Raw genomic sequence first — 20873 nt, 5'->3', positions numbered from 1 at the left:
TGAGCGACTGGGTGAATAAGGGTATGACTATTGAACGCAACTGTGTCATTCCCTCAATCGCCCTTTCGCTCATTCCCTTTTTCATTTGCCTGTTGACTCGTTATGACCTCTCAAACCGTTTCCCGCGTTGATGCCACACCGGCCGCCATTGACGTTATCCACAAGCTACGCGACCAGCACGGACCGCTGATGTTTCACCAGAGTGGGGGCTGCTGCGATGGCTCGTCACCAATGTGCTTTGCGAAAGGCGATTTCATCATTGGTGCCAGCGACGTTTGGCTGGGTCAGATCGAGGACTGTGATTTCTGGATGTCAGAAGATCAGTTTACGTACTGGAAACATACCCATTTAACGATCGACGTTACGCCCGGCCGGGGTGCCAGCTTCTCGCTGGAAATCCCGATGGGGATTCGTTTCCTGATCCGCTCCCGTTTGTTTACCGAGGAGGAATATCAGCAGCTAACGCCCATCCGAAACGGCCAGTAACCCGATAAACCTAAACGCCCGTTACGTTCTTACGCAACGAGAAATCAGGTAGTGCCTCCGTTTAACTTCTAATTGCTTTGCCCTTTCCTGCCTAATACGCTACTGGCTAGGCTGAACCCAGTTAGCCTAAAACTAACTAGTCAGTTGTAATTCATCTGTATTCCAGACAAATTCTGTAACGAATGTCATGGTATTGATGCCTGAGTAAGGCGTATCTATGTAGCAAGTCAAGATCCGTCTTTTACTAGTGAAGGCATCGTGTGTTTCTTACCAAACGGTGTAGTCGTCATCGGAACGGTATATACACTTAACTGCTCATCGATAGGTTGTCAGCCGGATAGTAAAATCAATAGCGTTCTACTGGGTTATATTAAATGCATTTCAGCGGAGCGGCTACCTTTAGCTAGTTTTGTAGCCGAATTGTTGCCATTCATACTATCTATCATCTATCCACTTATGCACTCGTTCTCCAAACGTTTCACGTATCTTCTCTGCTTCCCATTGCTGTTAACTGCCTGTTCGGATAGCAGCCGAACCCGTAGTTTATTAGACGAGTATCCTGTCTCACCAACCAGCCCACTCGAACAACGGGTAGAGGTCAATCAATTAATCGTTGATCACCACGGGCTTAAATATCTCGAACCCGGAATTTACTGCGCAACTATCAACTATCAGTACGGTATCACCCTGGTTGGCTCTATGATCATTAACGATGGAATTCGCTATGGCGATCGCACAGATACGATTGAAGTCGAGATCGCTAAGGATAAGCTCGGCAACGGTACTCATATGGCCGCTTTTATCATGAATGATCGGAAGGACGTTTATTCGTTCCCCGAGTCAGGAGATTCGTTAACGGTAGATGTAAATGGCGAGTCGATTGTTTATAAACCATTTAGCTACATGGTAGCTTTGAACGGCGATATTTCCCAAAGCTCCGGGCACATTCCAGTCGATATAAACGGCCAACGCTTTTTCAATTACGACGTTTCCATCTTTGCCAAAGGGGGGCGATGCACCACTAAAAAGACGCCAACGGTAGAGGAAATTTTGGCTGTCAATCTGAAGCATGAAGCGCTTCGCAATGAGGCCGAAGGTCGTTGGCATGAAGAATTAGAAGGCATAGCCCGTAAACGCTCCCGCCTGTCTGCCGATGAAGATGCCATAGCTTATGATAAAATTGCGACTTCTGGCATGTCTCAGGAAGATATGGACTATGCCGCTGAGCGGGTAGCAGAACGGGCAGAAGACCGCAGAAGGACACTTGACTATTTACAGGAAAACACAGAGAAAGCCCGCAACCGCCGATCGCTGCTACGGAATCCTTCCACGATGGGCACCTATGAGGCTGTTAAAACAAAATCAACGGGCTTCCTTGATACGGTTAAAGAAACGTTGGCAGGCTGGTTTTCGTCGACTGCAAGTAAGCCCACAATCAAAAAGCTTGTAATTAACTCATCGACCCAAACGGCGGCCATGGATGTTGCCAAAGGCGATAAAATAACCGTAGCCGCTTCCGGATCCATTACCCTTGGCTTCTTTGCGGGCTCAGGCGACCCCAACGGAATTGATGGTTTTGAGAGTTATAGTGTAGCCCGTGAACTTCGGCACGGATCTTTGATTGGCCGGATCGGAGATGGTAATTGGTTTAGTGTAGGTACGCTCAAAACGTTTGTTGCACCAGCGGATGGGCCACTCCAGCTCCAGATTAATGATAATGATCCTTCCAACAACAGCGGCAGCTTTACCGTTGAAATTAGTGTAGAGAAATAAATTAGTAGATGGTCGGTCGCTTTTAGCTACTTTGAACTATTAAACTACCCAATTTTTCACTAGGCGACGGTAAAAAAAGCCCATTTATTAGTATATTCTGGCGAATAATGACAAACGTATATAACGGATAATTTTTAGCAGTACACCTGAGTTTATGAAATTCATCTTTCTGATAAATGGTAAACTCACGGTTGTATGATTTTAATCTGTGATAATAAATCCTGTATCGTCAGCGTATTTCCGTTAGTGACGACTTTTAGCAACAACAAAGCAAGTCAGAATTCAAAATGAGGGATTAGTAGAAATCAAGATATAACAAGCCTTTTTACTCAGCCGATGCGCTGGTGTCGCCGGTCGAGCCAGTTCATGACGGGCGTTGCCAAAATGCCGTGGAAGATAATCGAAACCAGGACCACAAAGCCCAGGATTGCCCAGAGCCGCTCCGCATCGGGAAAATAGCCGTGCTCCAGTCCGTACGACAGGTAAAAAAACGAGCCGATACCCCGAATCCCGAAAAGAGAAATCACCCAACGTTCGCTGTTAGTCGTTCGGGTTCCGATCAGCGTTACCATTCCCGATATAGGGCGAATAATGAGCAAAAGCGCCAACCCCAGCCCTACGTCCGGCCACGTCAGCGAGGCCAGTAACCCCTGTCCGATGGCTCCCCCGAACAAGAGCAGCAGAATCACGATAAAGACCCGCTCGATCTGATCGGAGAAATCATGCATCTGCCGGTGGTACTCGTGGCTACGTTCGTAACTGCGCAACGTAATGGACGCAATAAAAACTGCCAGAAAGCCGTATCCTTCAATCAGTTCGGTAAGTCCGTAGGTCGTCAACGTAACGGCCATCACAACGAACCCGTACGCTGACGTCTTGATGCTGATGCGCTGCGGCAATTTAAAGATCAACAGCGACAGCAGCTTCCCCGACAACCAACCCGCCACCAGCCCAACAGCTATCCGGTAAACAACATCCATCGTCAGCCAATCGAACAGTCGGGTACTCAACGGCGTAGCCGAAGGCAACAGGGCCAGGGCAGCATACACAAACGGAAAAGCCAGCCCGTCGTTTAGTCCCGCTTCACCCGTCAGAGCAAAGCGAACGTTGTCTTCCTGCCCCTCTCCGGGGTCGCCGACCTGCACATCACTGGCCAGTACGGGGTCAGTAGGTGCCAGAGCAGCCGCTAGCAGCAAAGCCGACGCCGGATGCAAACCCAACCCATACCAGCTCGCCAGCACCGTACCGCCAATGGTCAGGATCATGGTAATTAGAACCAGCCGAATTGGAATTCGCCACCGCCGGAGCGAAAAGCGTCGGTCAATTTTAAGTCCTGTACCGGTTAGCGCAATAATGACGCACAATTCACTTAAATGCGTCGTGATCGTTTTGTGCTGAATTGGATCGGGTGTCGGCAGTGGCAGCGGAAAGGCGTATATCATCAGCCCCAGCGCGACCACTACCATCGAATACGAAAGCGGGTGATCTTTAAGCAGCGAAGGTAACCAGGCAACCGCCAGAATGGCCACGCCCAGCACAACCAGCAATATATTGTATGAAATCATCGTATCGGTTTCGGCTAACCCGTAGTGAGCCTGTTTTCCTGATTTGAACGCCAGCGGAGTTACCTACTCGACTGTACTTACTTGTCTTAACTCAGGCTACACTGTAGGTGTACGTAGTACGTACCAGCGCAGTCATCAGCCCCATAAAGCAGTCTTATGGTTCCGCTTAACAACGTAATAAATAAGCTGAGTAGCAGCTCGGCTGCTATGATGATCCCCCTAACGTAGTAAAGGCCACCGGTTTTGCCAGCGGTTCAACCGGTTACGCTCAACCTAGACAGGAGCAGACCTGCCAATGATTGGCAGGTCTGCGTCCCTCCTTTCGTGAGCTGGGTAGTGAGCACCTACTGCTCTTACTCCGTTTGTTGGGATTAACGCCGGGTTTAGTGCAGAGGCCGACCTTTTACCATACCGCCTTTTGCATCATCAATGCTATGGTTGACAATGAACGCCTGATCGTCGATATGGGCAATCCGATCTTTCAGGCGGGTTAATTCAAGTCGGGTAACTACCGCGTACAAAATGTTGGTGTCATTCTGCCGGTGACCGCGCTTACCATACCCTTTTTCTCCCTTGAGCACCGTAACACCACGGCCCATCTCTTCGGTAACCATCTGCCGAATGGCTTCGTGCTGGTCTGAAACGATGATAACAGCGGTGTATTCCTCAATCCCGTGGATAAGAAAGTCAATGGTTTTTGAAGCCGCCAGATACGTCAGCATGGCGTACAACGCCGTTTCGATGTTGGTGAGCAGGGCCGCGGCTCCGAACACCAGAACGTTGATGACCATAATGACATCACCCACGGTCAGGGCCGTACGACGGCTGACGTAAATCGCCAGGACCTCGGTACCGTCGAGAACGCCCCCACCCCGAATGGCCAGTCCAATACCGGCACCCAGGAAGAAGCCGCCAAACACGGAAATCAAGAGCTTATCGTTGGTTATCAATGGGTACGGCACCACAACCAGACAGAGGGCCAGCAAGCCGATGGCCACGACCGTACGAATGGCAAAACCCGGTGAGATTTGCCGGTAGCCCATCCAGATGAAGGGCATATTGACAATAATGACCAGCAGGGCGAGTTCCGTACCCGTGAGCAGTTCGAGGAGCAGCGATATACCCATCGCCCCCCCATCAAGAAAGTTGTTGGGTAATAAAAACCCTTTTAAGCCCATACCCGCGCAGAGTACGCCCGCGCACAGAAAGGCAAGGTCTTTTAGCCAGCGAAGGTAGCTCTCACTGGTAGATGGAATTACTTGTGTCGATACCATATTGTTAATAATGGTTTAGTTCTTTTATACACGATAGCGCTTAAGCGTCAGCAAAAGCGCCGGTAACAAAATCAGATTAGTCAGACAGGCCATCAGCACTGTCGTTGCGACCAGTACGCCCAGGGCGGCTGTACCACCAAAACTCGAAGCCGCAAAAACGCCAAACCCGCCCGCCAGAATCAGGGCGGTGTAGATCAGGCTAATGCCGGTTTCGTGAATAGCGCCCGAAATCGCAGCCACCGGTTCGAGACCAGCCTGAAGCTGTCGGCGATAGCTGGTCAGAAAATAGACGGTGCCGTCGGACGCGAGCCCGAACGCGATGCTGAAAATCAGAATCGTAGACGGCTTAAAGGCAATACCAGCGTAGCCCATAATACCGGCTGTCACCACCAGCGGAATTAGACACGGCAGCTTTGACAGCAGAATGATGGGAATCGACCGAAACAGCACCATACCGACCAGCGCAATCAGCAGAATGGCAATCAGCAAACTCTCGTACAGATTACCTAGCAGGTAATCGTTACTCTGTAGAAACACCAGACTGTGGCCCGTCAACTGAATTCGGTAGGGCGTACCGGCCACGAGCGAGTCGAGCCGGGGACGCAGATGATCCAGAATGGTTTGCAGCCGGATAGAGCCAACGTCAGCCATCTGATAGCTGACCCGCGTTACCCGCCGGTCGGCATCCAGAAACGACTTTGCGACGGACGACTGACCACCACTTAGTGGCGTATCGCCAACCATTTTTTTCAACTCCATCGCGGGCGGCAAGACGTAATACCGCGGGTCACCACCGCGGTACGTCTGGTAGGCAAACCGAATGGCGTCGATCAGCGAGTTCGGCTTCGAAAACTCGGGGTAATCGTCCATGATCCGCTCCAGCGCCCGAATTTTGTAAAGAGCACCTCCCGCATTGGCAAATACCCCGTTGGGCTGCCCCGTATCAATCATCACTTCCAGCGGCAACGCGCCTTTAAACTGCTGCTCAATGAACCGCAGGTCCGTATACACTGGATCGTTCTTCGGCAGGTCGTCTACTATGTAGCCTTCTACGCGAATAAAGCGGGTTCCTATTGCACTGATCAATGTAATCAAGGCAATAGAGCCGTAGATGATCGGTCGGCGGTGCTGCACCCACCCATCGATGCGGGTCAGCAGACTCCGCCAGCGTCCTTCCTGACTGGTTTGCCGCTGCGTCGTTTTCGGCACAGGCAGGTAGCTCAGCAGAATCGGCACCATAACCAGACAAATTACGTATACGGCCATCACGCAGATAGCCGCCACCACGCCAAACTCCATCAGCAGTCGGCTGTTCGTAAAATAGAATACGCCAAAGCCGATGGCCGTCGTTACGTTCGCCAGCAGGGCCGACAGGCCAATCTGCCGGATCATAGTTGCTAACGCCCGCTGTTTGTCGCCGTGCAGATCCAGTTCTTCGTGGTATTTGTTCACCAGAAAGACGCAGTTCGGTACACCGATAACGATGAGCAAAGGCGGCAGCAGCCCGGTCAGCAAGGTGATTTCGTAGCCCAGCAGCGACAGGGTTCCGAGCGCGATACAAACGCCCATCGCCACCACCACCAACGACAGCCAGACCACCCGGCCCGACCGGAACAAGAGCCAGACCATCAGGCCCGTTACGCCCGCAGCGAGCCCCATAAACAGCTTCATCTCGCTGGAGACTTTCTTCATGACCTCCGTCCGGATGGAAGGCAGTCCCGAATAATGCAGCGTAATCTTATTTTTCTCGGCAAACTCCCGACCGTACTGCCGAATGGTCGCGACCAGCGCAATGCGGTCGCGGGAGTTTAGTTTCCGCTCGTCGAACGTAATGGCCAGCAGGGTTGACTTCGTGGCCGGGTTGTACAACAGCCCTTCGTAGAACGGCAGGGCGAGTACTTGTTCTTTCAGACTGTCGACGTCACCTTGCGTCTGCGGCATTTGGCTGATGACGGGCTGAAGTGACCAGGCCGTATCCCGCTTCTCCAGCTTATAAAAGCGCGCAGTCGATAGCACCTGTTTCACACCCGGCAGCTTACCCACCCGTTCGGTCATCTGGTACCAGCCCTGATACACGGGCAGGTCGAACCAGCGGTCGCTCTGCCAACCCACAACCATCAACGTACCGTCGGCCCCAAAACGCTGCTTAAACCGCTCGTATTGCTGCTGGGTTGAATCCGACAAAGGCAGCACCCTGGCAATTTGATACGACAGTTGCAGTCGGGTGCCGAAATACGCCATGACCCCAGTTAATAAGACGAGAAACGTTAGCCAGAATAGCCGGAACGAAAGAATGGCACGGACAACAGCGGACCACATAAACAGAGTAATAAAGCTAAATTCGTTTCAGTTGCGAAACCGGACTTGTCGGATCAGCGATACGTATCGTTGAGCAATCAACAGCGGCTGCCCGCCCCGAAACAATGATTAAAAAGAGGAAAACGAGTAGTTGACCCACCCGTAAAGCTGGCAGGAGCAACCATAGAGACGAGTTGAGCGGATGCGTCAGGGGGCGTTGATCGTAATCTGGTGCTCCAGTATAAGCCGCAGAAAACAGAAGGAGTAATAGGACCGATGCGGCTGATTGAGCAGGGTAATACCCGGTGCCCGTTGAAACTCGCTGACCCACCGCTGCAAAAAAAGTGGCGACGGGCTGGGCGAAAAGCTCAGATGTGAACTAATCAGCGCCACCGGCACATTGCCCCGCAGTTCGGGTACGCAGCGCGGGTCCGTTTCCTGAGCGGGCGTATCAGGCTTGATGAACGTTTGCGTGGCCGATTCAGCCGCAGAGGTCTCCGGACAGAACGGCAGCGACGTGAATAGCCAGACGATGAACAGACCGCCTACCCATTTCACAAATTGCCGTATATCCGTATTTTTCTTCTGCATAGTTCAGAACAAAGTCCATCTTATTTTCCTGAACGCGCAATTTAGCCAACTGGGTTCCCACTTCCAGCGCAATCTATTTATCGGACAGAGGCAAAAACGGCTTCTTCATCGGCACGAAAGATGCCGATGAAGAAGCCTGCGTTCTTTTGTAACCTGTTTTATTTCAGCCCATTGCTGACAACAATGGATTGCTGACCAGTAGCCGCCCGCCCGTCGGTGGTCATTCCATGCACAACGACCAAATAAGTTCCCTGCTGATCGGCGGTAGGGAACGTAACGATGGCCTGCCCCTGCTGCGTGGTGGCTACCTGAGGGTTCCAGTACAACAGATTCCGGAAATCGGGTAGGCGGCTTTCTCGCTGCTTAGCGGTGGCATACTGGGGAGCGTAAAACTCACGCTGCGCCTGCAACCCCTCGTATTCAAGCACCACCTGGCGGGGATCCAGCTGGAATCCGGCCAGATCGCCTTTGTAAGTTCTGAAGCTCACAATACCCGATAGCTTCGACGGTCCCAAGAAGTACCGCCGGGCCACTACGTCCAGCGTCTGAATCTTCAGCGGACTAAACGCCATCAGCCGATCGGTATTGGTAATGGGGACCCCATCCAGTAAGATCAGCGGCTCCTCGTTGAAAAACTCCCGGTAGGGCAGATTACTCACCCGCAGGTAAAAGTGTCGATCCCGCTGGCGGGGCTGAACCGCCGTTACGTATTCCCGCAGGACCTCTTCCATAATCGTAAACCGCGTATACGCATCCAGCCGGTAGCGCTCGTCGGGAACCCCGTAAAATGTAGAACTGTCGGCGCTGATGCGGGACTGAACGACGTACTGATTGTGGTAGCTGTTCTGCACCTGCATGGCCAGACTCCGCGCAACGACCTCTTCTTTTACAGATTCAGCCAGGTTAAAAACGGGTAATCGCGTCAGGGCAGGTGATTCGGCATAAGGGTTGATGATTTCGACACGGTACAGACTGTCGGGCTGCTCGGTCTGCATAACAAGGTCTTTGGGCCCGTAAAAGTTGTCGACCTCGAACCGGGCGACTCCCTGGGCGTCGGTGCGGGTACTGTATAACTGAATGGCTTTACCGGGAATCGATAGATATAGCACAACATCGGCAGCGGCTTTTCCGGTACGGCTATCCATCACCCGCCCCTGCACAACGTGCCCGGCGTATTCGGGTGCGGCTTTGCGATCCGTCGGCCGGGGTTGCAATACGGTCTCCCACCGGAAACGACGCCAACCCTGCGTCAGCATCAGGTTATCGATGGCCGAATCAACGTCGGCACCGGTATGGGTTAGGTAATATTCGGGCGACTCGATGGTCCCTTTCAGATCGGATGTCAGCCACAGATAATCGGCAATGCCAGCGCCTTCCCCGCTTTGCAGCGAGTCGATGCGGTATACCGACACCGACAGATCAGCGGCCTGCGGCTTATTGGCCGCGTCACTTGCCTTTAGCGTGAGCGTTACCGGCGCTCGTGTTCCGTAGGTGGGCTGATTTGAAGTCGCCTGAATCAGCAGATTTGCCTGGGGGCGTTTAAAATAGAGTCGTTCGCAGACGGGCTGCGCGGCTCCGGAGAACACGGTCAGGTACGAAATTCCCTCGCCCAGCCGCTGTTTCGGGATCAGAAACTGAGCTTCGTTGTTTTGTAGCACCCGCATTTCCGCTACGTTCACCGACTGGCGCGTATGTCCAACCAGGTAAACAATTGGATTCGTAGTATCGTCAGCCGAACGGCGAGCCCGAATCGTTACGTTCAACTGATCGGCATTCGCTTCGTCGACCTGCATGGTGTAGCCCTGCTCATAAATCTGAGGAAGGCTACGGGTTACTGTATGCCCCTGTCCATCTTTCAGAACGACCCGGTAGGGAGTTCCGGCGACGGGAGTAAACGAAAAGTGGCCCATACCGAATTTGAGCGACGTAAAGCGAACCAGCGTATCGTTAGTTTGGCTCACCAGAGCACCCCGGCAGTCGACTCCCCGACCGCTTTTTCTATCAACGACTTTAAAGGCCATTTTAGCGGGCAGCCCATTCACCAGATTACCGCCTTCAGGGAAAAATTGTACGTCGTAGGCCAGGGAATCCGTGGGCGCCGTCAGGCCGAGCTTTCGGAACGGATTAACGATAGTGACTGTTTTTTCGAACAGAAACTCCGGGCTAACGGCTTTCATCCAGTGCGTATAAGCCCGCAGCACGTACTGCCCAGAGCTTAGCGCCGTAGGCAGCAAGAGCGAGCCAGTGCCCTTGCCGTCACTGAGCGCCACTTTGGTTTGCAATACGGCTTTCTGGTCTTTATCGAGTACTTCCAGATACGCTACTTTGCTTACATTGAGCGGACGATGGTACGAGCCGTCTACGTAATAGAACCGAAACCACATTGTCTCGCCGGTCAGGTAAAACGAGCGGTCGGTATGCACAAACAGTTTCTCCTGCAAGGTCTGACTACGGTCTGTATCGACCTGCTGCTGAATGCGGGTCAGCGTCTGGTCCTGCGCCCAGGCCGGTATTCCAGTGCCAGCCAGCGCTACCCCCGACAACAGAATGCGATAAAAGTGATTTATGAACTTCATGGAATTGCTTACAGGTCGTTTAAGGCCAGAAAGAAGGCTTTGTGGTCGTTCCCCGGTTCCGGCAATCTGTACAACCAACAGCCGCAGCCAGGTACACCCCTGGAGCCAGTAACTCGACGGCATTATACCCACCACTCGGTCCTAACCAGTCTTTTAAAGGCGTTGGATCCAAGGGAAACGGTATCGTATCCAGCTTACACGTTTCGTAACCCGTATTGATCAGGGAACGCGGCAACGCGGCCGGTCGGTCGATGAATACACGTACCTGCTCCACCGAATAGCCATCGATGAAGCCCAGCACCGGTTCGGCTGCGTTCGCGACATTGTGCAGATTGCCCGTTACCTGCGAAGGCAGCGGATCGAACAGCGAGCCTAGTTGCTCCGTGTTCTTCTGCAAATTCTCCCAGTAGGCGTACCCTTCGGGCGACTGCGCGTACTGCTTTACCATAAGGCTGTATTTGATCCAGAGCTTGGGAGAGCTGCCCGGAATGAACAGAATGGGCGATCGCTGCAAAACATCCTGCGTAAGCCGGGCCGTGGAGCCAATTATAATGTTGGTCGATAGCTGCGTTTGCCAGCAGCGATTAATGTTTGTCACCTTACGCTCCACAATCGAATCATCGACTAATTCGAACGGCGATTGATACGGGGTTTGGATCTCGTATGTATCCTCGTATTCCCAGCGATAATACCGTGTTCGGTTGGTTGCGTCGTGGGTGTTCACGAAAACCTGAAGTCCGTCATTCTGCACCGACCACGAGAGGCTGTCGATTTTTGGGGTCTTCTTTACGGTTACGGCATCCGACAGGTATTCCTGCCCGTCGGCGGTTTTGATACGTACCCGGTAATTTCGTCCAACCGTCAGCGCCGGCGATTCCAGCGTATACGTTCCGTTTGGTCCTTCGGTAAGGGCATACGGACCACTTCCTTCGCCTTCCACGCGAACAAGGGCTTTTGTTTCCGGAGCCGGCTTCTTAAAATCCTGGATATTCTGCGTCCGCGACAGTTTGATGACTGTGGCCCCCGAACCACCATTCAAAAAACCGTCGACCACCAGATACCGGTTCGGAGCCGAAATCTCCTGGGGGCGATACGGATCAACGCAGCTGCCAACGACCAGCAGGGCCAGCCCGAACGCCCAATACCGACCCTGTTCCCAAACTTGTTTAAACGAAGAATTCATCAACATTGTCTTTGCACGACTTGTCTGTTCGAAAGCCTGATTGAGACTTCCTTTGTTACTTAGAATCTGAAATTATACGTGAGCGTTGGAATCGGCTGCCCAAAAATAGACAGCTTGTAACCCCGAATAATGCCGCCCGACGAGGTGAAATACACCGAATACGCATTCCGACGACCCGTTAAGTTATAGATGCCGAACGTCCATGAACTATGCGCCAGCTTCTTGATCTTATGGTTGCCTTCCAGGTTGAGCGATAGGTCAGCCCGGTAATAATCAGGAATACGGTACTGGTTGCGCTCGGAGTAATAGACCCGCTCGGCCCCGCCCAGCTGGTACTTCGCCAGAGGCAGCGTAATCGGCCGACCGGTGCTGTACGTAACGTTAAGCGATATGCTGAACCGCCGGTTGACCTTATAGTTACCCACCATCGTTACGTCATGCGGCTTGTCGTAGCTGCTGGGGTAAAAATTACCGGCATTCACTACGTCCGACGCAGGAACATTGGGCGTTCGCAGCAGCGAGCGCGAATAGGTGTAGCTTACCCAGCCGTTGAGTTTACCCGTCATTTTTTTAGCCATCACTTCAATTCCATACGCCACCCCTTCGGCGTTAACGATGTCGGTTTCGAGGTGGTGGTTCAGGAGCAACGTAGCCCCGCCTTTGTAATCGAGCTGATTCTCCAGGGTGCGGTAATACCCTTCGGCCGAAAGTTCAATGGTACCTCCCCGCAAATTATGGTAGTACCCAATCGAATACTGATCGCCAATCTGGGGTTTGAGGTACGAATCGCTCAGTTTCCAGATGTCCAGTGGCGAAACGGCCACCGTATTCGACAGCATGTGCAGGTACTGCCGCATCCGGTTGTAGCTTAATTTGACCGATGAGTAGTCCGTTAACGAATAGCGAAGAGCCAGCCGGTACTCGGGCCCGTGGTACGTCTTCACCACGCTCCCGGCCCCATACGCCACCGTATCCTGAATGGTCCGTTCGGTGCGCGACAGACCTGGCGCATACGTAAACACCTGACTTGGCCCCAGATTGTTAAATAAGGAATAGCGCAGGCCCAGATTGACCGATAAGCGGGGCGAAATATCGAACCGGTCGCCGATGTAGATAGCGCTCTCCAGCCCCTGCTCGCCGGGCACAACGTCCGGGCGAATCAGCGATTCGGAACCAGTAGGCTGCAAATTGCCTGACTGGAGTTTGTACTTTGTGGTACTGATGCCAAAATCGACGGCATGCCGAAAATGCGGGTAGTAGTTGAAATCAGCCTTGGCGTTCGTCTGCTGAATATCAAACCCGAACTCAAAGGCTTCAAGCGGCTTTTTTTCGCTGGCTATCTGGTAATTATACCGGCTGAACCCCGCCTGAAAAACGCCGTACAGTTTGTTGCCAAATACGTGCTTCCACTTCAGGTTCGCGACCTGATTTAGGTACGTATACAAGCTATCACTGTTAAGCTTAAACCGATCGCGGCTCAGGTACCCCGTCAGGTAGAAACTGTTTTTTTCGTTCAGATCATGCGTCAGGTGCAGATTTACGTCATAAAACGAAGCCGCACTGTTTTTGTACGACCCGTTGGGCAACTGCTTCAATAACCAGTCGGAATACGTAGTACGTCCGCCGATCAGAAACGACGTTTTCTCATTCACGATCGGACCTTCCAGGGTGAGCCGCCCCGTCAGTGGCCCAACACCGCCCGAGCCCGCCAGTTTTTTCTTATTACCGTCGCGCGTCGTTACGTCCAGCACCGACGACAGCCGACCGCCGTAGTGCGACGGAATGGCGCTTTTATATAAGTCAACCGTTTTGATAATATCGGGATTGAAGGCCGAAAAGAACCCGAACAGGTGCGACGGATTGTAAATAACGGCGTCGTTGAACAGCACCAGATTCTGACCCGCCGAGCCCCCCCGAACGTTAAAGCCGACCGTCCCCTCTCCCACCGACTTTACGCCCGGCAGCGTAAGCACCACCCGGATCAGATCGGCTTCGCCAAGCACCGTCGGCACCTGCTTGATCGTTTTGATGTCTAACCGGTCGGCACCCATTTGCAGGCCCGCTACGTTGACATTCTTTTTCGCATCGACAACAACCTCTTTCAGCGGAATCACCTCTTCTTCCATTTCGATGTCGAGCTTACCATCGCCGTAGACCAGAATCTGCCGCTTGGTGTCTTTCAGGCCGATGCTTCGAATGCGCAGCTCATGCCGCCCGCGGGGGACCGCCATTGAAAAATACCCGTACTGGTCCGTTAAGACCCCAACGCGCGGCTGCTCGATCAGCACCGCAACGCCCGGAACGGGCTCTCCGGTGCCTCCGTTCCGTACGTGACCGGCCAACGTAGCGTTACCGGCCTTCCCGGCGCTGCTCCGCGACCCAATCTCGAACAGCTTCGTTTCCAGCGACGCGCGGGCTTTTTCTTTGCCTGGCCCATACGCAATACCGACCGTATCGCTATCCGTACCAGAGGCTCCCCGTTCGAAAAAACCAATGGGTAACTCCGTCCGGATCGCCTGGTCGATGGTAATGAACACCCGTTTCTGCGCATCGATACCAAACCGGAAGGGCGTACCGTCGAAAACGCGGCTGAGGATGTAGGGCAGGGGGCGATTGGTCACCTGAAGCCGGACGCGCAGGCTATCCACTTCGTTCGGGCTATAGAAAAAGCGGTAGTCGGTGCGTCCTTCCAGCTCACTCACGAACTGACTAAAGGGGATGTCCATGAACTGCCCGCTGATGGCCGCGTTCCGATCCGACTGCGCCAGGGCAGGCGGCACGGTACGTAACCCAATGACAGCGATAAGAATAAATAATCGGTAAACGTTTCTCATAATCGACTATAAACGGCTATCCCGGTTCAGTACGCATAGCCCAAATTGGCAACTAGATTTAGTGTGTCTTCCCCTCTCCCCCAGCCCCTCTGCCATAGGGCGAGGGGAGTTAAGATTTGGTTGATTAATTTCCCTCTCCCACAGAGTGAGGGGCGGTCGGCCGTTGCCGTGAGGGAGGGGCGCTTACTGTCTTATTTGATCGTAATACTGTGTTAGTTTCGTGATGGCCGCTTCGGGGTCTTCCTTGAAGCGAATTTTCTGCTTTCGGGCATACGTAGTCAGCTCCTTCTTGCGATCACGCAGGACGCTGTACAGAGAGCGTTTCGTTTTAACGGGTAAATACTGGCCTTCTTTGCGGAGGTAGTAAACCGTTTTTTCGTCGAACCTGCCGTAGTTTTGGCGCGTCGGCTCGATCACTACGCTTTTCAGTCGTTTCGCCAGCAACTGCGTAGGGCCATCGTAAAGCAGATCGTAGAAACCACGCCGGAAGCCGCGACTGGTGCTGTCAGCAAACCGGATAAAGGCGTGATTGAACAACGAAAACGACGTCAGTTTATCGCTGCTTAATGTCATGCGATACCCAATCGGGTGCTCGATCACAACGACGTCCCGCACAATATCGTACAGCATCGGAATCGAATCGAACGTAGCACCATTGTAGGCGACCGACCCGACCTTCCAATTGTCGGACGTCCAGAACGGATTCCCGTTCAGCCGATAATCATAGCCGACGTATTCGATACCGGTATACAGCCGGTCTTTGTTCTGATTCTGGGCTTCGTAACGCGCCGTGGCATTGCGAATGGCTGCCGTTACGAAACCGGTGTCGGCACGGGCCGTCTGCCCCAGCGCATTCGTAATACCTAAGCCGCAAACAATCAGCATCAGGGCGAGGCACAGCGGGCCTATCTGTCGTTGTAGTTGTTGAGAAGTCATAGTCACACAATAAGCACACTCAAATCAACGTCGGGTTAAATCGCCCTTCACCGGGGCGTGTATGTCGCGGACGCATCGAAACCCGACGTGCATCAGCGAAGTTTCAGGCGAGGTAAACGACCGACCCGACACGCGGTAGCCGTGACACCAGCCCGGCTCGCATAGAAACGAACCGCCCCGCTGTACCTTTTCGGTGGGCGACTGCGGTTTCTGTTTCGCCAGTACATCAGCGTAGGTTTGCCGCCAGTCTTCGCACCACTCCCACACATTACCGGTCATATCAGTCAGGCCGAGTGGAGTTTTGCCATAATACCCGACGGGCGATGTATAATGAAATCCGTCGAGCACGTCATCCTGCTGCGGGAACGTACCGTTCCATGTGTTGGCCCGAAATTTACCGCTGGCCGTCTGTAAGTCGTTACCGAATGGATACAGCGTCCGGCTGTTTATGGCGTTTCGGGCGGCATGTTCCCACTCAAACTCGTAGGGCAGGCGTTTACCCGCCCAGTTGGCGTACTGACGAGCATCGTTCCAGGATACCTGCGTAACAGGGTGATCGTCGGGCGCTTTGGGCTTGTCGGGCCCCTGCGGATACTGCCAGGCAGCGCCTTTCACAAGTGTCCACTCCTGCGTCGTTTCGTCCAGCACCCCGGCATCGCCTAATTTTTCAGCTTCCGTCTTGTAGGACGTAGCATCGACGAACCGGCGAAATTCAGCGACTGTAACGGGATGTTCGTCCATAAAGAACGGCTTTACCGACACCCAAAAAACGGGTTTCTCGTGCGGCATCCCGTCCAGCGCCCCAATCTGGGTCAGTCCACCCGGTACGTACACCATGCCTGCGGGCGGACGTACGGCAATATCCGCTGCTTTCTCGACCGTCGGGCGCTGGTCCGTCGGCGCATAGACCGTTACGTTGTCCGTGAACGCGTACGAATCCGGCTTCGATTGGCAGGCACCGGCCAGTAGCAGCATTCCAAGCCCGCTCATCTTCCCAATACGTATGCGTCTCTTCATTCGCCTTCTCACCGCCATCTGCTGGCTTTACCGCTAATACGTTCCTTTATAAATGTGATCAGATCGTTTCTGGCGGATGCGATGCAGGGGAATCTGCATACCTCCGCTGCCTTCGAGCCAATCGAACACCTGATCGCGCAGTTGCCCGGCCACCTGCTGATGCTCAGGACTACGAATCAGGTTGTTTACTTCCTGTGGATCGGTCTGCAAATCGTATAGTTCGTTGGCATCCCAGACACCGTAATTAAAAATATACTTGTACCGATCCGTCCGAACGCCAAACATGGTTGGTGTCTGCGGAAAATCAGTTTCCCAGTAATATTCATAAAACGCCCGGTTCTTCCACGGTATTGACTTTCCCTGCAAAATAGGCAGGAACGAAGCCCCCTGCATGTTTTTAGGCGTCGGCAAACCGGCATACGCCATGAAGGTCGGGGCAATATCGACGTTCTGAATCACGGATGTAACTTTCGTACCCGGCTTAACGACCGCCGGACACCGAACGAGCATGGGCACCCGCATCGACTCTTCGTACATGTGGCGCTTGTCGATCAGGCCCCGTTCGCCGAAGCTAAAGCCGTTGTCGCCCATATACACAACCATTGTGTTCTCACTCAGACCGTTTTCGTCCAGCCACTTCAGTACGCGCCCGACACTGTCGTCAACGCCTAGCAGGGTTTCAGCATACTGGTGGTAAAAATCATTAAAGCCGATCTGGCCGTGGTACATATAATCGACCCCGTGCCAGCTATACCGCTGCTTTTTCACCCAGTTAGGCATATCCTGCATATTCACCTTGCCGAGCCCACTCTCCGGACTGGCCAGCGGATCGGGTTCCCACCGCTTGCTGCTGTCGGTGGCCGTCAGGTACATGGAAGCGGGGTAATTGATGGGCATGTTGGCGTAACGTCCCCGGTGCTGCCGAGCGGGCTGAAACTCGGAATGAACCGCCTTGTGCGACAGATACAGCATGAATGGCTTTTTCTTGTCCCGACCGTTCAGCCAGTTTAGGGTGTAATCAGTCAGTAAGGTAGTGGTGTAGCTGCTATCGCCGTGCGGAACGCGCTTGCCGTTAATATTGAAGGTAGGATTGTAATAGACGCCCTGCCCCTGAAAACTAAGCCAGTAATTAAAGCCCGGCTGTGGCCGATCGTCGGTGTTGCCCATGTGCCACTTGCCCAGGAATGCCGTCTGATACCCAGCTTTCTGCAAATACTGCGGGAAGAACATAAGCCCTTTGCTCAAGGGCGCGAAGTTATCGACAACCTTATGCGTATGGGCGTATTGACCGGTCAGGATACTGGCCCGGCTGGGTGAACAAAGCGCCGTGGATACAAACGCGTTCTGTACGTGGGCACCTTCACGCGCCAGCCGGTCAAGATTAGGCGTTTGCAGCCCCGCTACCTTGCCCGTGAAACCCATAAAATCGTAGCGGTGGTCGTCGGCCAGAATAAAAATAATATTCCTAGGTGCCGGGGGAGCGGGGCGGAACGCGCTGAGCCCACCAATGACCACTGCCGCGATAACGGCCACCGGAAAAAACCATACCTTCATCTTTGTTGTCACCTGATTCTACGCATGTAAGTATGGACCAGCGCTAATCCTACTGTTTCTAAACCAACGACAGGACCCCTAAACGGCTCACTCGGTTGCACTACGTAACATCTGCAATTTACGGCATGTCATACAACCGATCACCAACCCCATCAACTTAACTTCTCCATCAGCCGGGTAACTCGCCCACCTTGTCAAGAAACGTAAACGTCGGTGGCCCCATCGTACCACTCGCTTTCATTGTTTCTTTAACGGACGGATCGGCTAAGAAGCCGTCGAAATCCTGACGCGACGACCAGTCAAAGAGTACAACCAGTGCGTTGGGGTCGGTGGTGGTGTACACCTGCGTACGTTGACAGCCGTGTCGCTGCCGGTCTTCTTTGCCTTTGGCGGTAAAGACGGCAATAAACTGGGCGTACACCTGAATTTGAATGTTAGCTAAAATATAAATCATTATACGTGCTGTTTACCCGCCAAAAATGCGCAACGGGCCGATTCTAGCCAACCAGGAAGTCATGAGCTGTTATTTTTACCGACTGAGCTGCACCAAATGCCGCCCAACCCGCAAAACAGCGTCGACGACCAGACCTTTACTCAGGCTGTCACCGGCGTAAAGAAGTAAGACCGGCGTTCGTTTTCTACATCGTCGTAGGTGTAAATGACGCGGTCGCGGTTTTTCAGGTAATACCGGATCAGGGCAAAATCACCGAGGCAGGCACTGATATGCACTATGATCAGCACAATCCAGAACAGCGTGTAGGCGGGCCAGACGGCCATGCCCGTTACCAATCCCAACGTAATGACCAGAAACGGCATAATCGCTACAAACGCAACCTCGCGCATGGTGGCCGGAAACAATTGGCTATAAGCGTACACCATCAGGCTTTTTAGGGAGTAGCCGTACCCAACGTGCGGTGCGCCGATGGATTTGAACGCCAGTCCATGAATGAACTCGTGAATAGGCAGCAGAACGAACAACCCAAATATCCCCGCGCCGAGTTGCCACACGATCGACAAGCCACCGCCCTGCCTGGCCTGACTGATCAACAGCGGAGAACCAACGTACCCAACCAGTCCACCGGCCAAGAGCATCACCAGGATAAAGAGCCAGGTTTTCAACCCGCGCATACGGGGCTTTTCGGCCGACGGGGGCGTCATGCCCAGTTCCCGTAAAACAAACTGATTCATCTCATCAATGCCAAACGACTCAATCAGGACGTAACGGCCGGAGTGATGAAGGTCATGAACGGTTGGGCGCATAGAAGCTAGTCGATTGGTTTTCTCAACAAAGCGTTGCCTGTTGGGGTTTTCAGCAAAACTACAACGTTATGAAACAGATCGATCACCTGGTAAAGCTCATCCTGGGCGAACCAGCCCAGGGCGGGGTATCGCGTAAAGATTTCCTGGCCATTACCGGGCAAACCGTAGCGCTGGGCGTAGCCGGTGGACTGGCAGCTTCCTGCAAAACAAGCCAGAATGCAACGGGTAGTTCGGGCACCTATGCATCGTCGTCGGGCAACGTACCGAAGCTGCCTGCGCTGTCGCCCCCAGCTAAGATTCCCGCTAAAGTCGACGAGCCCATCAAGCTGGAAGACTGGAAAGCAAAGACCGAAGTTGAATCGGGCCCGACGCCATCCCCTACGCCACCCGACCAGCGCGTTGGCTACGCCATTGTCGGCCTGGGCCATCTGACGCTCGACGAGCTGCTGCCTGCCTTTGGCGAGTGCAAAAAATCGAAGATTGTGGCGCTGGTCAGCGGCAGCCGCGAGAAGATGCAGAAAGTGGCGAAGCAATACGGCGTTAAAGAGTCGAGCTGCTATACCTACGATCAGTACGACCGACTGAAAGACAACCCCGAGGTACAGGCCATCTACATTGTGCTTCCCAACGGTATGCACGCCGAATACACCATTCGGGGGGCGCAGGCGGGTAAACATATTTTGTGCGAAAAACCGATGGCCAACACCGCAGCCGAGTGCCAGGCGATGATTGATGCCTGCCGCAAAGCCGACCGCAAACTGATGGTCGCCTACCGCATCCAGTACGAGCCTAACAACCGCATGATCCGCGACATGATCCAGTCGAATCGATTCGGGACTACCAAGTTCATCGAAGCCTTCAACGTGCAGAACTCGGCCAACCCGCAGCACTGGCGGCACGTAAAAGCCCTGGCGGGCGGGGGTGCGTTACCCGATATTGGTCTGTACTGCCTCAACACGGTACGTTACCTGCTGGGCGAAGAACCCAACGAGGTGTTCGGCTACCAGTACAGTACGCCCGGCGACCCGCGTTTTAAGGAAGTCGAAGAAATGGTGAGCTGGCAGATGCGTTTTCCGAGTGGGGTTATTGCCAACTGTGGCACCAACTACGGCGTCCACGAAACCCGTCGGTACCGCGTGATGGCCGAACGCGGCTGGATGGGTATGGACCCCGCCTTTGCCTACAGCGGCCTGCAACCCCAACTTTCGTACGCGGAAGGCAACGTAGAGCACAAAGAGCAGCCAAAAATTTCGGAGAAAAACCAGTTCGCGTCGGAAATTGACCACTTCTCCGAATGCGTAACGCAGAACAAAACGCCGTTCACTCCGGGTGAAGAAGGTTTACAGGACCACAAGATTATGGAAGCCATCTACCAATCGGCCCGCGACGGTCGCCCAGTCAAGCTGGCCAGCATTACCAAGAAAGATGCGTTTCGCGGCACGGAGCCCGAGATGCAGTAGTATTTTACTCCTGTAGCGGGCGATTTAAATCGCCCGCTACAGAAACAATCAGCTTCCTATTATCTT

General features: G+C 53.5%; 15 protein-coding genes. 3 read left to right on the top strand and 12 right to left on the bottom strand.

Going from position 1 to position 20873, the window contains the following annotated elements; all coding sequences use genetic code 11:
• Window positions 1–102: 102 nt before the first annotated feature.
• On the top strand, window positions 103–486 hold the full coding sequence (locus tag ACYVIY_RS02075) for a DUF779 domain-containing protein (protein ID WP_460974592.1): 384 nt from the start codon (window positions 103–105) through the stop codon (window positions 484–486).
• A gap of 456 nt (window positions 487–942) precedes the next feature.
• Entirely contained in the window at window positions 943–2259 is a 1317-nt protein-coding gene (locus ACYVIY_RS02070) for a hypothetical protein (protein WP_460974591.1), read from the top strand.
• Between the two features lie 329 nt (window positions 2260–2588).
• On the opposite strand, the gene ACYVIY_RS02065 is transcribed toward ACYVIY_RS02070, so the two are convergent.
• The 12 genes from ACYVIY_RS02065 to ACYVIY_RS02010 form a co-directional block, all read right to left on the bottom strand.
• Window positions 2589–3824, bottom strand: a complete 1236-nt coding sequence (locus ACYVIY_RS02065; RefSeq protein WP_460974590.1) for a cation:proton antiporter — start codon at window positions 3822–3824, stop codon at window positions 2589–2591.
• A 383-nt stretch (window positions 3825–4207) separates the two neighbouring features.
• Window positions 4208–5098 (bottom strand): YitT family protein, encoded by an 891-nt coding sequence (locus ACYVIY_RS02060; protein WP_460974589.1) that lies wholly within the window; start codon window positions 5096–5098, stop codon window positions 4208–4210.
• 24 nt (window positions 5099–5122) lie between these two features.
• A complete protein-coding gene (locus ACYVIY_RS02055) occupies window positions 5123–7417 on the bottom strand; it encodes an efflux RND transporter permease subunit (protein ID WP_460974587.1) in 2295 nt (764 codons plus the stop codon).
• A 186-nt stretch (window positions 7418–7603) separates the two neighbouring features.
• Entirely contained in the window at window positions 7604–7987 is a 384-nt protein-coding gene (locus ACYVIY_RS02050) for a hypothetical protein (protein WP_460974586.1), read from the bottom strand.
• 158 nt (window positions 7988–8145) lie between these two features.
• Window positions 8146–10563 carry a hypothetical protein gene (locus ACYVIY_RS02045; protein WP_460974585.1) on the bottom strand — a complete coding sequence of 806 codons (2418 nt, stop codon included), beginning with the start codon at window positions 10561–10563 and terminating at the stop codon, window positions 8146–8148.
• 19 nt (window positions 10564–10582) lie between these two features.
• Window positions 10583–11746 (bottom strand): DUF4249 domain-containing protein, encoded by a 1164-nt coding sequence (locus ACYVIY_RS02040; protein WP_460974584.1) that lies wholly within the window; start codon window positions 11744–11746, stop codon window positions 10583–10585.
• 59 nt (window positions 11747–11805) lie between these two features.
• Window positions 11806–14580: a TonB-dependent receptor gene (locus tag ACYVIY_RS02035; protein ID WP_460974583.1), complete on the bottom strand. Its 2775-nt coding sequence runs from the start codon at window positions 14578–14580 to the stop codon at window positions 11806–11808.
• A 183-nt stretch (window positions 14581–14763) separates the two neighbouring features.
• The gene (locus ACYVIY_RS02030; protein WP_460974582.1) at window positions 14764–15516 is read right to left on the bottom strand and encodes a hypothetical protein; all 753 of its coding nucleotides are present in this window, start codon (window positions 15514–15516) and stop codon (window positions 14764–14766) included.
• A 24-nt stretch (window positions 15517–15540) separates the two neighbouring features.
• Window positions 15541–16533, bottom strand: coding sequence for a formylglycine-generating enzyme family protein (locus tag ACYVIY_RS02025; protein WP_460974581.1), 993 nt, complete (start codon window positions 16531–16533; stop codon window positions 15541–15543).
• Between the two features lie 33 nt (window positions 16534–16566).
• Window positions 16567–18087, bottom strand: coding sequence for a sulfatase family protein (locus ACYVIY_RS02020; RefSeq protein WP_460974580.1), 1521 nt, complete (start codon window positions 18085–18087; stop codon window positions 16567–16569).
• A 169-nt stretch (window positions 18088–18256) separates the two neighbouring features.
• The gene (locus ACYVIY_RS02015; protein ID WP_460974579.1) at window positions 18257–18541 is read right to left on the bottom strand and encodes a putative quinol monooxygenase; all 285 of its coding nucleotides are present in this window, start codon (window positions 18539–18541) and stop codon (window positions 18257–18259) included.
• A 140-nt stretch (window positions 18542–18681) separates the two neighbouring features.
• The gene (locus ACYVIY_RS02010) at window positions 18682–19347 is read right to left on the bottom strand and encodes a DUF3267 domain-containing protein (protein ID WP_460974578.1); all 666 of its coding nucleotides are present in this window, start codon (window positions 19345–19347) and stop codon (window positions 18682–18684) included.
• A gap of 68 nt (window positions 19348–19415) precedes the next feature.
• On the opposite strand from ACYVIY_RS02010, the gene ACYVIY_RS02005 reads away from it, so the two are divergent.
• Window positions 19416–20807 carry a Gfo/Idh/MocA family protein gene (locus ACYVIY_RS02005; protein WP_460974577.1) on the top strand — a complete coding sequence of 464 codons (1392 nt, stop codon included), beginning with the start codon at window positions 19416–19418 and terminating at the stop codon, window positions 20805–20807.
• The last annotated feature ends 66 nt before the right edge of the window (window positions 20808–20873 follow it).

It is taken from the genome of Spirosoma knui (assembly GCF_054780635.1).
Note: the sequence above shows the minus strand (reverse complement) of the source record. Positions and strands in the feature narration are given on the sequence as shown.

Bases quoted from the DNA above. Each gene is read 5' to 3' on its own strand.
- ACYVIY_RS02075 (WP_460974592.1), top strand. From the start codon at position 103: ATGACCTCTCAAACCGTTTCCCGCGTTGATGCCACACCGGCCGCCATT.
- ACYVIY_RS02070 (WP_460974591.1), top strand. From the start codon at position 943: ATGCACTCGTTCTCCAAACGTTTCACGTATCTTCTCTGCTTCCCATTG.
- ACYVIY_RS02065 (WP_460974590.1), bottom strand. From the start codon at position 3,824: ATGATTTCATACAATATATTGCTGGTTGTGCTGGGCGTGGCCATTCTG.
- ACYVIY_RS02060 (WP_460974589.1), bottom strand. From the start codon at position 5,098: ATGGTATCGACACAAGTAATTCCATCTACCAGTGAGAGCTACCTTCGC.
- ACYVIY_RS02055 (WP_460974587.1), bottom strand. From the start codon at position 7,417: ATGTGGTCCGCTGTTGTCCGTGCCATTCTTTCGTTCCGGCTATTCTGG.
- ACYVIY_RS02050 (WP_460974586.1), bottom strand. From the start codon at position 7,987: ATGCAGAAGAAAAATACGGATATACGGCAATTTGTGAAATGGGTAGGC.
- ACYVIY_RS02045 (WP_460974585.1), bottom strand. From the start codon at position 10,563: ATGAAGTTCATAAATCACTTTTATCGCATTCTGTTGTCGGGGGTAGCG.
- ACYVIY_RS02040 (WP_460974584.1), bottom strand. From the start codon at position 11,746: ATGAATTCTTCGTTTAAACAAGTTTGGGAACAGGGTCGGTATTGGGCG.
- ACYVIY_RS02035 (WP_460974583.1), bottom strand. From the start codon at position 14,580: ATGAGAAACGTTTACCGATTATTTATTCTTATCGCTGTCATTGGGTTA.
- ACYVIY_RS02030 (WP_460974582.1), bottom strand. From the start codon at position 15,516: ATGACTTCTCAACAACTACAACGACAGATAGGCCCGCTGTGCCTCGCC.
- ACYVIY_RS02025 (WP_460974581.1), bottom strand. From the start codon at position 16,533: ATGAAGAGACGCATACGTATTGGGAAGATGAGCGGGCTTGGAATGCTG.
- ACYVIY_RS02020 (WP_460974580.1), bottom strand. From the start codon at position 18,087: ATGAAGGTATGGTTTTTTCCGGTGGCCGTTATCGCGGCAGTGGTCATT.
- ACYVIY_RS02015 (WP_460974579.1), bottom strand. From the start codon at position 18,541: ATGATTTATATTTTAGCTAACATTCAAATTCAGGTGTACGCCCAGTTT.
- ACYVIY_RS02010 (WP_460974578.1), bottom strand. From the start codon at position 19,347: ATGCGCCCAACCGTTCATGACCTTCATCACTCCGGCCGTTACGTCCTG.
- ACYVIY_RS02005 (WP_460974577.1), top strand. From the start codon at position 19,416: ATGAAACAGATCGATCACCTGGTAAAGCTCATCCTGGGCGAACCAGCC.